The following is a 13,751-nucleotide window of genomic DNA, read 5'->3' as shown; positions in this document are numbered from 1 at the left end:
AGCGATCCATCCCCCTCCCGCGAAGGGGACAGGGAGCTGGACTGAGGTTTTATTTACGGATGAGCACGCACAGCAAAGTTGACCTGAGCACGCTGGGTTGGGTCAAGACCGAGATCGACGAGACGCTGAAACAGGCGCGTCTCGCGCTCGAAGCATTCGCGGAAAATCCGTCCGACAAGACACGCCTGCGTTTCTGCATCACCCACCTGCACCAGGTGGTCGGCACGCTGCTCATGGTCGAGCTCGACGGTGCCGCCATGCTCGCCAGGGAAGCGGAAGCGCTGGCCGATGACATCATCAACGACAAGGTCACGCCCGATTCACGGGTTCTCGACGCCCTCACGCGCGGCATCCTGACGCTGCCCGATTACCTGGCGCGGCTGCAGGCGGGACAGTCGGATGTCCCGCTCAAGCACATCGGACTGATGAACGAGATGCGCGCGGTGCGCAACACCACGCCCATTTCGGAACTCGAGCTGTTCTCCCCCGATCTCTCGGTGCGCCCGCCGCCGGCGGAAGGCCACGCGGAAAAACTGGCGGAAGCTGAATACCGCGATCTGGCCAAACAGCTCCGCAGCGGCTTCCAGCCGGCGTTGCTGGAATGGTTGCGCGACGCTTCGAACAAGGCGCCGCTGGAGAAGATCGCCGATATTTTCGTCCAGCTGCAATCGAAGAGCGGTATTTCCGTTCTGGAACAATTGTTCTGGGTCAGCGGCGGATACATCGAGGCCATGAGAGAGGACGGTCTCGAGGTGACAGCCGAACGCAAAAAGTTGTTCGGCCGGCTCGACCAGCATATCAAGAAAATCATCGACGGCGCGGACAGGTCAACCATCCGCATCGCTTCCGAGGATCTCACGCGCGCCCTGCTGTGGGAGATCGCCCAGGCGAAATCACCGGGCGCCCGGGTCACGCAGCTGAAACGCGCGTTCGATCTGGAGTTCCTGCTGTCCGGCGATACCGCCGAAGCCTCCGCCGCCGCGTCCGACCTGCCGACCCCCGAGGCGCTGGCCTCGGTATCTTCCGCGCTCGGCAAGGAGATCGAAGCGGCGCAGGATTTGATGTCCACCTACTTCGATCCGGAAAGCCGCGGCACGACCTCGCTCGAGCCGCTGCTGGAGTCGTTCCACAAGATGTCGGGCACGCTCGACATGCTGAACGTGCCGATGCTGAGGGCACTGGTGGACGAGTTGTCGCTCACCTGCCGTGCCGTGATCGACAACAAGATTGCGAATCCCGAAGTCATCTCCATGCCGATGGCGGAAGCCCTGCTCATGGTGGAGAGCAGCACCCGCGACATCAGCCGTTCGCCCGCCGAGTGGAAAAAACAGATCGAGGAGGCCATCCGGCATCTGCACGGCCTGCACTCGCCGGAGGAAGCCGATGCCATGCCGGCCACGGACGGCCTGGAAGTGTCGGACGGTGAACTCACCGAGTCCGATTACAAGCAATTACTGAGCGTCGTCGCCGGGGAGGTTGGCGTCAATCTGGGTCGCATCGAAGAGGCGCTCGAGGGCTTTGCCGCCGATGCCTCGCGCGTGGAGGCGCTGGATGAGGTGCCGCAGTTGCTGTCGCAGATTCTCGGGGCGATGCAGATCCTGGGACAGGCGCGCGCCGCCGAACTGGTGGAGGCGACCAAGGGGCACGTGGAAGACATCCGTCGCGGAGCGCTCGTGGCCGACAGCGCGATCATGGATGGTCTGGCGGTGTCCGTGGGCAGTATCGGCGCCTACGTGGAGGGCCTGCGCGCCGAACGCCAGAACCTGGATACCCTGATTGATTCGGCGTTCACGGAGATGGAGGCGGCCCTGGCCAGCGGCCACGGCAAGAGCCGTGATCCGGCGATGCTGATCGACGGCGTGCGGCTGAGTCTTGAATCCTGGCTCGACGACCGCGAAAACGAGGTGGCGCTGGAGACGCTCACGCAGCAACTGGAGGAACTCACCCGGCTGGCGCAGGAGCAGGGACAGGAGAAGATCACGCGCATCAGCGCGGAAATGAATCATTTGCTGACGCTGGTCGCGGGTGATCCGTCGCGGGTCTCGGACGAGATCGTTGAGACCCTGAAACAGTCGTTCACCGCCATGTCGGCCCTGGCTGGACGGCGCATGACCTTGCGTACCAGCGCACCCACGGCGCCGGAACCGGAACTCGAACCGGAATCCAAAAACGTGCCGCCACCGGCCGCCGCACCCACGGCTCCCCCGCCGCGCCCCGTGGTGGATGCGGATTTCGATGCCGAGATCATGGATATCTTCATCGAGGACGCGCGCGAGGTGCTCGAGAACATCAGGAACAAGTTCGTTGTCTGGCGCGAGGACACGGACAACCAGAACGCCCTGACCGAACTGCGCCGCGGCTACCACACGCTCAAGGGCAGCGGCCGCATGGTGGGCGCGAGCGAAGTGGCGGAACTCGCCTGGGACGTGGAAAACGTGCTCAACCGCATACGCGAGGGCAAGATTACTCCGTCCGCGGCGATCATCGAGCTGTTGCAACAGACGCAGGACGCGCTCCCGTCGCTGATCGATGTGCTGGCGGGCGGGCCGCCGCACGGCATTGATGTCGAGTCCTTGCGCGAAAACGCGCGCGCCCTGGCGCAGGGTAGCGCGCCGGTTGCACCGAAGGCGCCAACGGCTGGCGTGAGCCAGGCGGAGGCCGCGCCGGTCGAGGATGCAGATCTGCCGAAGCTCGAGCGCACGCTGCTGGATATCTTCACCACCGAGGCCATCGGCAACCTGGACAACATACGCCAGCAGGTCGCGCATTGCCGCGAGGCCGGCGGCGCGTGCTTCGTGACGGAATCGTTTTTCCGCTCGGCGCATACCCTGCAGGGCAACGCGCGCTCGCTCGGTATTCAGGTCATGTCGGAGTCCTGCGCCGAAATTGAAAAACTGCTGCACGCGCTCAAGAGCGAAAACGTCCCGCTGAACGATACTTGGCTGGATCTGGTGAGCCGGTTCGAGGGATGCGTCAGGCGGCTGGTTGACCTGCTGAACAGCGGCGCCACGTCCTCCGGTAAACTGCGCGGGGAATTCGCCGATCTGGCGCGCGATCTGCATGCGGAAAACCAGCGTATCGTGGTGGCGGAACGCGCCGGGCATGGGACGGTCGCGCCGTCTCCGCAAACAGAGGAAATCGAAGCCGAAGCAGCGCCGCTGCAACCGCAGACGGATGAGACCCCGTCTGCTTCTGCGCCACCACCGGCCAGGCCAGCGGCGGTCGCAAAGCCGCCGCCTCCCGTTGCGCGCGCCACGGAGCCCTCCGAGGTCGAGCAGATCGATCCCGAGCTGCTGGAAATTTTCCAGGAAGAGGCGACGGATATCCTGACCGCCATCGAAGAGGCCCTGACCCGCTGGCGCAGCCAGCCGGGGAGCCGGACGCAGGTGGCGGACCTCAAGCGTTCGCTGCATACGCTCAAGGGTGGCGCACGCATGGCCGGGGCCATGGCCATGGGCAATCTCAGCCACAACACCGAAACCCTGCTGAAAAATATTGAAGACAACAAGGTGGCGGCGAGCAACGAGGTATTCGACCTGCTCGACGAGGCGCACGACATGCTGGTGATGATGCTGGATGGCGCGCGCGAGGGTAAACCTGTCCGCGACACCAGCCTGCTGAACGCCAAATTGGCGGCGCTGGCCTCCGGTCAGCCGCTGCCGGACGAGGAAGCGGCGCCGGCAATGGCGCCGGTTGCGAAAATTCCGGAAAGCGCGCCCATCGAGGAGCCCGTCCCGGAAGCCATGGCGCCGGTATCCGGAGAGATCGCGCAGGATGTCGAGGCCGCGGCACCGGCGCACGTCATCGACGAAATCGATGAACGCCGCGATCTGCCGGAAACCGAGGACAAGCAGTGGCCGGAGAAGATGGAGCGTCGCGGCCAGGTGCGCGTCAACACCAGCCTGCTGAACGAGCTCGTCAACTACGCGGGCGAGGTGAGCCTCTCGCGCTCGCGCATGGAACAGCAGATTTACAGCTTCCGCGACAACCTGGGCGAACTGTCACGCAACATCGTGCGTTTCCGCGACCAGATCCGCGAGCTGGAAATCCAGTCCGAATCGCAGATCCTCTATCGCATGGAACACGAGGGGGCTGGCGAAGGGGGCAACCCCGATTTCGATCCGCTCGAGTTCGACCGTTTCAGCCGCCTGCAGCAGTTGTCACGCTCGCTGGCGGAAAGCCTGCACGATCTGGGCACCATCCAGAACAACCTCGGCAATTTTGTCGGCGAGGCCGAGGCCGTGCTGCAACAGCAGGCGCGCATCAACACCGATTTGCAGGAAGGCCTGATGCGCACGCGCATGGTGAGTTTCTCCACCCAGGCCGCGCGCCTGCGCCACATCGTGCGCCAGACCGCGCGCGAACTGGGCAAGCGTGTCGAACTCAATCTCGAAAACGCCGAGGTCGAGCTCGACCGTAATGTGCTGGAACGCATGATCGGTCCGTTCGAGCACATGATCCGCAACAGTATCGATCACGGCATCGAGCCCGAGGCCGAGCGCCGCCGCAAGGGCAAGCCGCCGCACGGGCGCATCAACATCGCCACTTCGCAGGAAGGCAGCGAAGTCATCATCCGCTTTTCCGACGACGGCGCGGGTCTCAATATCAAGGGCATCCGCGCCAAGGCGATCGAGCGCGGGCTGATGCCGCCCGACGCCACCCTGTCGGAGGAGGAGCTGATCCAGTTCATTCTCATGGCCGGATTCTCGACGGCAGAAACGATCACGCATGTCTCCGGTCGCGGCGTGGGCATGGACGTGGTGCACAGCGAGGTCAAGCAACTCGGTGGCAGCATGTCGGTGGATACCGAGGCGGGCGTGGGCACGACCTTCATCATCCACCTGCCGCTGACGCTGTCCATCACCCAGGCCCTGATGGTGTACGTGGGCGACCAGCTGTTCGCCGTTCCGCTCGGTTCGGTGGTGAATATCGTCGAATTCCCGATCGAGAAAATCGCCAGCATTTCGATGGGCAAGAATCCGCTGCTGTCCCACAACGAACAGGTTTATCCGTACATGCACCTGGGGCAGCGCCTGAACATCGTGTCACAGCCGCGCAACGGCAAGAAGGTGCCGGTGCTGCTGGCGCGCACCGGCACGCGTGAGGTCGCGATCCAGGTGGACGGCCTGGGCGGCACGCGTGAAGTCGTGATCAAATCGCTCGGTCCGCAACTGTCCGCGATCAAGGGACTGGCCGGCGCCACCATCCTCGGCGACGGGCGCGTGATTCTCATTCTGGACATCCCCGGCCTGTGGTTCCGCGACGACGTCATCCACTTCGAGCACCGCCCGGAGGGCAAGGTGGCGCAGGAGGTGCGCACGCGGCCGGTGGTCATGGTGGTGGACGACTCGCTCACCGTGCGCAAGGTCACGAGCAAGCACCTGCAGAAGCGCGGCATGGACGTGCTGGTCGCCAAGGACGGTCTCGACGCTGTCGAGCAGTTGCGCGACCACCTGCCCGACGTGATGCTGGTGGACATCGAGATGCCGCGCATGGACGGCTACGAGCTGACGACGCGCGTGCGCTCCGACGAAACCCTGAGACACATCCCGATCATCATGATCACGTCGCGCGCCGGCGCCAAGCACCGGCAGAAGGCCTTCGAGTTGGGCGTAGACATGTACATGAGCAAGCCCTATCAGGAAGAGGAGTTGTTCAACAACATCGACGCCCTGCTGGCCAAGGGTCGGTTGACGTGATTCGCCGGGCGCCCGGGGGATAAATACCTTGGCCGATCCCAACCAGTATCTGCGCCTGCAACTGGGAGAAACCAGTTACCTCCTGCCCAGCGCCTCGGGCTTCACCATCGAGCAGCGCGAGCACCTGATCACCAACAAATCCCCCGATGGCAATGTTGCGGCGTGGCAATCGCTGCGTTCACAGCGATTGCCGGCGTATTGTCTGGACGGCATGTTGCGGGTCATGCGGCATGACGACTGGCACCGCGCGGTGTTCCTGGAGGCGTCGCCGCACGCCGTCGGGCTGGTGGTGAACGAGGTGCAGTTGGTGCCGCGCTCGGAAACCGTGGTTTCGCCCTTCACGCCGCTCGGACTGGCGCCGACGCGCCGGGGCCATCTGTTTTCCGGCGCCTGGGTGACGGGCAATCGCATCGTGCTGGTTTTCGATCCCAAGGCCTTTGTCGCCTACCTGCAGAGCCTGGGAGACGCGTGATGAAGAAACCCGCCGGTCCGCGCCTGCATTCGCTGGAGGTCCCGCTGGATGGCATGACGCTGCTGGTGCCGAGCGCCGCGGTGGCGGAGGTCATCAATCCGCAATACATGGCCCCGGTGCCCTTCGGTCAGCCGTGGATGAATGGCGCGATCGGCTGGCGCACGCTCGCGGTCCCGGTGATTTCCTTCGAAACGCTATTGGGAACTCCGGTCAAGGCCGCGCCTGCCAGCGGCAAGCTCGTCATTTTTTACCCGCTTGGCGGGCGCAAGGACTGGGAATTTTTCGCCATGTTCGCCACCGGCGAGCCGCGGCCGCAGGTGCTGGACGGCAGCCAGCCGGTGGCGGAGGGTTCGGAACTGCCGGGCTCGCCTTACATCGCCGCCGGCCTCAAGGTGGATGGCCGATTGATGCTGATCCCCGATCTCGAAGCGCTGAAAAAAGCCTTCTACCCGTAAATCAATTCCTGATTTCTAATTCCTGATTCTGGTTTGCAGTTGCCTCCGCAATCAGGAATCAGGAATCAATCTCCTCGCGTTGCCGCCTCAATTCCCTCCCGCGCCACCTGCGCCAGAAAATCAATTTCCTCCGACGTGATCACGTACGGCGGCATGAAGTAGATCACGTCGCCGAGCGGGCGCAGCAGCGCGCCCTGTTCGAGCGCATGACGGTATACCGCCAGTCCGCGCCGCTCCTGCCACGGAAACGGCTCGCGCGTTTTTCTGTCCTTCACCATTTCCATCGCCAGGATCATGCCGGTCTGGCGTACCTCGGCCACGTGCGGATGTTCGGCGAGCGCTGCCGTCGCTCGTGCCATGTGCGTCACGAGTTTGCGGTTGCGGTTGAGCACGTCGTCATCGCGAAAGATGTCGAGCGTGGCCAGAGCCGCGGAACAGGCGAGCGGATTGCCGGTGTAGGAATGCGAATGCAGGAACGCCTTGCGCGCGTTGTATTCGGCATAGAACGCCTGGTAGATCTCGTCGGTCGTCAGACATGCCGAGAGCGGCAGATAGCCGCCGGTCAGACCCTTGCCGAGGCACAACAAATCGGGAGTGATGCCCGCCTGTTCGCAGGCGAACATCGTGCCGGTACGGCCGAAGCCCACGGCGATTTCGTCGGCGATGAGATGGACGCGATATTTGTCGCAGGCCTGTCGCAGGAGTTTCAGGTACACCGGATCGTACATGCGCATGGACCCGGCGCATTGCACCAGCGGTTCCACCACCACGGCGCAAACCTCGCCCGCGTACTGCTCCAGAGCCCGTTCCATGTCCGCGAACGTGCGGGTGGAGTAATCGGCCCAGGATTCGCCGGACTCGCGGTGGTAGCAATCCGGGGACTTGACCGCGATCGGTTCCAGCAGCAGCGGCTTGTATGTTTCCTTGTACAGAGCGACGTCGCCGACGGAAAGCGCGCCCAGGGTTTCGCCGTGATAGCTGTTCGCAAGATTTATGAAGCGCGTGCGCTTTTTCTCGCCGCGGTTCTGCCAGTAGTGAAAGCTCATTTTCAGGGCGATTTCCAGCGCCGCGGAACCGTCCGAGGCATAGAAGCAGTGAGCGAGTCCCCGGGGCGCGATTTCGATCAGGCGCTCGGAGAGCCGCACCACCGGCTCGTGTGTGAAGCCCGCCAGAATTACATGCTCGAGATTTTGCAGCTGGTTCTGGATGGCGGCGTTGATGCGCGGATTGGCGTGGCCGAACAGGTTGACCCACCACGAGCTGATGGCGTCGAGATAGCGCTTGCCGTTGAAATCCTCCAGCCACACGCCCTGGCCGCAGCGGATGGGAATGGGCGGCAGGGTTTCGTGGTCGCGCATCTGTGTACAGGGATGCCATAGCACCCGCCGGTCACGTTGCGCCAGGGAGTCGTTATCCATAGACTGCCTGATGATACAGGGCGGGTTGCCCCATGTTAATTAAGAGCCCCTAACAGAATGAATATGATTTTGAACCGCCAAGACGCCAAGGTCGCCAAGAAAAGCTGTTTTTAGAGATAAAAAACTTGGCGTTCTTGGCGCCCTGGCGGTTGAATTTCTTTTTGTTAGAAGTTCCAAGGTTTTGTGGAGGATGCATCATGGTACGTACCGAAACTCCGGTGTGCGATTTCGGCCAGTCGGCCCCGGATTTCCGCCTGCCCGGCGTGGACGGAAAAATCTGGACCCTGAACGAGGCGCGCGGGAAGAATGGCCTGCTGGTGATGTTCATCTGCAACCACTGCCCCTACGTCAAGTCCGTGCGCGACCGCATCATCCGCGATGCGCGCGAGCTGAAACAGCAGGGCGTTAACTCGGTGGCGATCATGTCCAACGATCCCGCGGATTACCCGGAAGATTCCTTCGATAACATGAAGCGGGTGGCGCAGGAACTGAATTTCCCGTTCCCGTACCTGTACGATGAAACCCAGGAAGTCGCCAAGACCTACGGCGCCGTGTGCACGCCGGATTTCTTCGGTTACAACCGGGACCTGAAGCTGCAGTATCGCGGGCGGCTGGACGAGTCGCGCAAGGAAGCGGTGCCGAACGCGCGGCGCGACCTGTTCGAGGCCATGAAGCAGGTGGCGCAGACCGGGCAGGGGCCGAAGGACCAGATCCCGAGCATGGGCTGCTCGATCAAGTGGAAGGGAACGCAGGAATAATATCGTTAGCCACAGAGAGCACAGAGATCACAGAGAACATGAAAATCATCAGCTAGTGTTTTTCTCTGTGTCCTCTGTGATCTCTGTGGCAAAAGAATTCATAAAATGATCGTCGAGGAAACTTTTTATCGTCCGCCGGAGCTGTCCCGCGAGCCGCGCACGCTGCCGGCCGAGACTTATAACCTCGCGCGCGTGCTGCTCAAACGCGCTGCCGCCGGCAGCCTGTTCGTGCCGATCCGCAGCATGCAGTTTCTCGCCGTGGTGGATGGCGAGGAATTCATTTTCGTCGACCGCGAGGGCAAGCGCATGATCGAGCTGGCATGGCAGCGTTTTGCGCCGCAGGCGCGGCAATCCCTCGACCAGCCGGTTGCCTACGAAGCCGTCTATTACTCGCCGGCCGGCGCGGAGATCATGCGACGGATACAGGGCGAGTTTCACAAGGCGCTGCAAAGTCTGGAGCAGAAGTCCGTGCACGGCGGCCAGGCGCGCGTGATCCCGCTCAACGGCAAAAACCGATGACGCTGCCCTCGCTGGATACCCTGTGGGACATCGTGCGCATCGCGGCGCGCGAGGAACTGATCCCGCTGTTCGCGGACGTCGTTCGCCACATCAAGCACGACGGCAGCGTGGTGACCGTGGCTGACGTGTCCATGCAGAAGCGGCTGAAATCCGATCTGGCACGCCACTGGCCGGAGTATGACTTCCTCGGCGAGGAGATGACCGTGGACGAGCACGAGTTGTTGACCGCCGGCGGGCAGGGCCTGTGGTGCGTGGACCCACTGGACGGCACCAGCAACTTCGCCACCGGCATTCCGTATTTTGCGGTTTCGCTGGCGCTCATCATCAATGGCCGGCAGGAACTCGGCATGGTCTACGATCCGGTGCGCGACGAATGTTTCATGGCGCGCCGCGGCCAGGGCGCGCGCCTGAACGAGATGACGCTGGGGGTGCACGAACCGCCGCCGCCGGACGAGTTGCGCCGCTGCATGGCGTCGGTGGATTTCAAGCGCCTGCAGCCGCTGCTGGCCGCGCAACTGGGGGCCTATCCGCCTTACGGTTCGCAGCGTAACTTCGGCGCCAGCAGCCTGGAATGGTGCTGGCTCGCGGACGGCCGTTTCCATCTGTATCTGCATGGCGGGCAGAAGCTGTGGGATTACGCCGGCGGCAGCCTGATCCTGGCCGAGGCCGGTGGCGTGGCCACGACGCTCGACGGCGAAAATATTTTCAATTACAGCCTTAAACCCCGTTCGGTGGCGGCGGCAGCCACGCCGGCTTTGTTCTCGCTCTGGAAAACCTGGATCGACGCCAACTGGAAGCCGGTTCGCGATTGATTGTTTTATCCCTTACGGAATAACCGCTTCATGCACAAAAACCTGTTTATGGGCGGATAACGGAAGGAACGGGGACGATTACCGGCTATTGCCCAAAAACCGGGCGTGAGCGAAAATGCGCGCGGTTTGAGGAACTGTGCCAAGGCCCGGTTGCCGCGTGTATCCAGTAACGGCGCCCTTAAAACAGACAAGAATCATCAGGCGTATCCGGTTTCCACTCCCTTTGGTGACTGACCAGCCCAACGGTGCCAAGGGGTGTTGTTGTTTCCGGAATTGGCGCCCACGACGGACGCGAACCGGCAAGACCGGTTCGGGTCGACAAGATTTCGAGCATTGAGGATTAATCCATGACGGTAGAAACCCAGGCCCCCAAGGCGGGCGCAGGCAAGACATCCACCAACCGGCGCGAGCTGGCCAACGCCATCCGCGCGCTTTCCATGGACGCGGTGCAGAAGGCCAACTCCGGCCATCCCGGCGCCCCCATGGGCATGGCCGACATCGCCGAAGTCCTGTGGAACGACTTCCTCAAGCACAACCCGGCGCACCCGAAGTGGGCGGATCGTGACCGCTTCGTGCTGTCCAACGGCCACGGCTCGATGCTGCTTTATTCGCTGCTGCATCTGACCGGTTACGACCTGCCGATGGAGGAAATCAGGAATTTCCGCCAGCTCCATTCCAAGACCCCGGGCCATCCGGAATACGGCTACGCGCCCGGTGTCGAGACCACCACCGGCCCGCTGGGCCAGGGCATCACCAACGCCGTGGGCATGGCCATCGCCGAGAAGGTGCTGGCCGGGAGCTTCAACCGCGACGGCCATCACATCGTCGATCACTATACTTATGTATTCCTCGGCGACGGCTGCCTGATGGAAGGCATCTCGCACGAGGCTTGCTCGCTGGCCGGCACGCTGGGCCTGGGCAAGCTGATCGCGTTTTACGACGACAACGGCATCTCGATCGACGGTCACGTCGAGGGCTGGTTCACCGACAATACCCCGAAGCGTTTCGAGGCCTACGGCTGGCACGTGGTGCGCGACGTCGACGGGCATAACCCGGATTCCATCCGCAAGGCCATCCTGGAGGCGCGCTCGGTCAACGACAAGCCGTCCATGATCTGCTGCAAGACCGTCATCGGTTACGGCGCGCCCAACCTGTGCGGCAGCCATGATTGCCACGGTGCGCCGCTCGGCAACGACGAGATCAAGGCCACCCGCGAAAATCTCGGCTGGAACCACGAACCGTTCGTGATTCCGAGCGAGGTTTACGCCGGCTGGGACGCGAAATCGAAGGGCGCGGCTGCCGAGAAGCACTGGAATGACAAATTCGCCGCCTACAAGAAGGAATATCCGGAACTGGCCGCCGAGTTCGAGCGCCGCGTGATCAAGGGCGAACTGCCGAAGGACTGGGCCGCGAAGAGCGCCGAGTTCATCAAGAGCGTGGACGCCAAGGCCGAGACCATCGCCTCGCGCAAGGCCTCGCAAAACACCCTGAATGGCTACGGCCCGCTGCTGCCGGAATTTCTCGGCGGTTCGGCCGACCTCGCCGGCTCCAACCTGACCATCTGGAAGGGCTCGAAGGGCATCAGCAACACCGTCTCGGATGGCAATTACATCTATTATGGTGTGCGCGAGTTCGGCATGTCGGCGATCATGAACGGCATTGCCCTGCATGGCGGCTTCATCCCCTACGGCGCCACCTTCCTGATGTTCTCCGAGTACGCCCGCAACGCGTTGCGCATGGCGGCGCTGATGAAAATCCAGTCGATCTTCGTCTACACCCATGACTCCATCGGTCTCGGCGAAGACGGCCCGACGCACCAGGCGGTCGAGCAGACCGCGACGCTGCGGCTCATTCCCAACATGTCGGTGTGGCGTCCGTGCGACGCTGTGGAAAGCGCGGTGGCCTGGAAGTTCGCCGTCGAGCGCAAGCAGGGGCCTTCGTGCCTGATCTTCTCGCGCCAGAACCTGCCGCACCAGAAGCGCGACGCCCAGCAGCTCGCGGCGATTGCCCGCGGCGGTTATGTGCTGTCCGAGGCCGAAGGCGGCAAGCCACAGGCCGTGATCATCGCCACCGGCTCCGAGATCGGTATCGCCGTGGAGGCGCAGAAGCTGCTCGCCGCCAAGGGCAAGAAGGTGCGCGTGGTGTCGATGCCTTCCACGGATACCTTTGACGCCCAGGACGCGGCGTACCGCGACAGCGTGCTGCCCAAGGGTGTGGCGCGCGTCGCCGTCGAAGCCGGCGTGACCGCCGTGTGGCACAAGTACGTGGGCCTGGAAGGCCGCGTGGTCGGTCTCGACCGCTTCGGCGAATCCGCCCCGGCCGGCGCACTGTTCAAGGAATTCGGCTTCACCGGCGAGAACGTCGCGAAGATCGTGGAAGAGGTTTTGTAAGAAATTCGGAACCGCAGATGAACGCGGATAAACGCAGATAAAAGACAAAACGGAATCTTGTTAATCAGCGTTCATCTGCGTTTATTTGCGGTTTCAAAAATCATTTAAATTCAACTTTCTGGAGATCGGGTATGGCAATCAAAGTCGGTATCAACGGGTTCGGCCGCATCGGCCGCATGGTGTTCCGCGCGGTGGCGAAGGACTTCAAGGACATCGAGATCGTCGGCATCAACGACCTGCTCGAGCCCAACTACCTGGCCTACATGCTGAAGTACGACTCCGTGCACGGCCGTTTCAACGGCGACATCCAGGTCGAGGGCAACAACCTGATCGTCAACGGCAAGAAGATCCGCCTGACCGCCGTCAAGGACCCCGCCGAGCTCAAGTGGGGCGAAGTCGGCGCCGATATCGTCGTCGAATCCACCGGCCTGTTCCTGACCAAGGAAACCTGCGAGAAGCATCTCGCCGCCGGCGCCAAAAAGGTCGTGCAGTCGGCCCCGTCCAAGGACGAGACGCCGATGTTCGTGTACGGCGTGAACCACACCAAGTACGCGGGCGAGAAGATCGTGTCCGCCGCGTCCTGCACCACCAACTGCCTGGCCCCGGTCGCCAAGGTGCTGAATGACAATTTCGGCATCAAGCGCGGCCTGATGACCACCGTGCACGCCGCCACCGCGACGCAGAAGACCGTCGACGGCCCGTCCAGCAAGGACTGGCGCGGCGGCCGCGGCATCCTGGAAAACATCATCCCGTCCTCGACCGGCGCCGCCAAGGCCGTGGGCAAGGTGCTGCCGGAACTGAACAAGAAGCTCACCGGCATGGCCTTCCGCATCCCGAGCTCAGACGTTTCGGTCGTCGACCTGACCGTCGAGCTGAACAAGGAAGCGACCTACGAGCAGATCTGCGCAGCCATGAAGAAGGCCTCGGAAGGCGAGCTCAAGGGCGTGCTCGGGTACACCGAAGAAAAGGTGGTCTCGACCGATTTCCGCGGCAACAGCATGCCGTCGATCTTCGACGCCGAGGCCGGCATCGCGCTCGACCCGACCTTCGTCAAGGTCGTGTCCTGGTACGACAACGAGTACGGCTACACCTGCAACATGATGCGTTTCGTGCAGCACGTCGCGAAGTAAACAAATCGAACCACCAGGACGCCAGGAACGCCAGGTTTTCCAGAATCAAATTGCTTTTCCTGGCGGCCCTGGCGCCCTGGCGGTTTAAAATTCTTATA

The 13,751-nt window shown here is 62.7% G+C and carries 9 protein-coding genes; 8 read left to right on the top strand and 1 reads right to left on the bottom strand.

What is annotated here, in order from left to right; all coding sequences use genetic code 11:
- Positions 1-59: 59 nt before the first annotated feature.
- From SCL_RS12025 to SCL_RS12015, 3 genes are read left to right on the top strand one after another with little or no spacing between them, the layout of a single operon-like run.
- Positions 60-5,699: a hybrid sensor histidine kinase/response regulator gene (locus SCL_RS12025; RefSeq protein WP_096361427.1), complete on the top strand. Its 5,640-nt coding sequence runs from the start codon at positions 60-62 to the stop codon at positions 5,697-5,699.
- A 28-nt stretch (positions 5,700-5,727) separates the two neighbouring features.
- Entirely contained in the window at positions 5,728-6,171 is a 444-nt protein-coding gene (locus SCL_RS12020; protein WP_172426041.1) for a chemotaxis protein CheW, read from the top strand.
- Positions 6,171-6,626: a chemotaxis protein CheW gene (locus tag SCL_RS12015; RefSeq protein WP_096361425.1), complete on the top strand. Its 456-nt coding sequence runs from the start codon at positions 6,171-6,173 to the stop codon at positions 6,624-6,626. Before SCL_RS12020 ends, SCL_RS12015 begins: the two co-directional genes overlap by 1 nt.
- A 65-nt stretch (positions 6,627-6,691) precedes the next feature.
- Here the strand turns inward: SCL_RS12015 and SCL_RS12010 are convergent, their stop codons facing one another.
- A complete protein-coding gene (locus SCL_RS12010; protein WP_096361424.1) occupies positions 6,692-8,044 on the bottom strand; it encodes an adenosylmethionine--8-amino-7-oxononanoate transaminase in 1,353 nt (450 codons plus the stop codon).
- 197 nt (positions 8,045-8,241) lie between these two features.
- Here SCL_RS12010 and SCL_RS12005 point away from each other — a divergent pair, with 197 nt between their 5' ends.
- The 5 genes from SCL_RS12005 (at position 8,242) to gap (ending at position 13,653) form a co-directional block, all read left to right on the top strand.
- Positions 8,242-8,802, top strand: a complete 561-nt coding sequence (locus SCL_RS12005; RefSeq protein ID WP_096361423.1) for a thioredoxin family protein — start codon at positions 8,242-8,244, stop codon at positions 8,800-8,802.
- A 105-nt stretch (positions 8,803-8,907) separates the two neighbouring features.
- Entirely contained in the window at positions 8,908-9,321 is a 414-nt protein-coding gene (locus SCL_RS12000) for a hypothetical protein (RefSeq protein ID WP_096361422.1), read from the top strand.
- Positions 9,318-10,133, top strand: coding sequence for an inositol monophosphatase family protein (locus tag SCL_RS11995; RefSeq protein ID WP_096361421.1), 816 nt, complete (start codon positions 9,318-9,320; stop codon positions 10,131-10,133). Before SCL_RS12000 ends, SCL_RS11995 begins: the two co-directional genes overlap by 4 nt.
- Before the next feature lie 347 nt (positions 10,134-10,480).
- Entirely contained in the window at positions 10,481-12,523 is a 2,043-nt protein-coding gene (gene tkt / locus SCL_RS11990) for a transketolase (RefSeq protein ID WP_096361420.1), read from the top strand.
- 131 nt (positions 12,524-12,654) lie between these two features.
- Positions 12,655-13,653 (top strand): type I glyceraldehyde-3-phosphate dehydrogenase, encoded by a 999-nt coding sequence (gap, locus tag SCL_RS11985; protein WP_096361419.1) that lies wholly within the window; start codon positions 12,655-12,657, stop codon positions 13,651-13,653.
- Positions 13,654-13,751 lie beyond the last annotated feature (98 nt).

It is taken from the genome of Sulfuricaulis limicola, assembly GCF_002355735.1.
Classification (GTDB): domain Bacteria; phylum Pseudomonadota; class Gammaproteobacteria; order Acidiferrobacterales; family Sulfurifustaceae; genus Sulfuricaulis; species Sulfuricaulis limicola.
The sequence above is the reverse complement of the archived record's forward strand: the minus strand, read 5'-3'. Positions and strand labels throughout refer to the sequence as shown.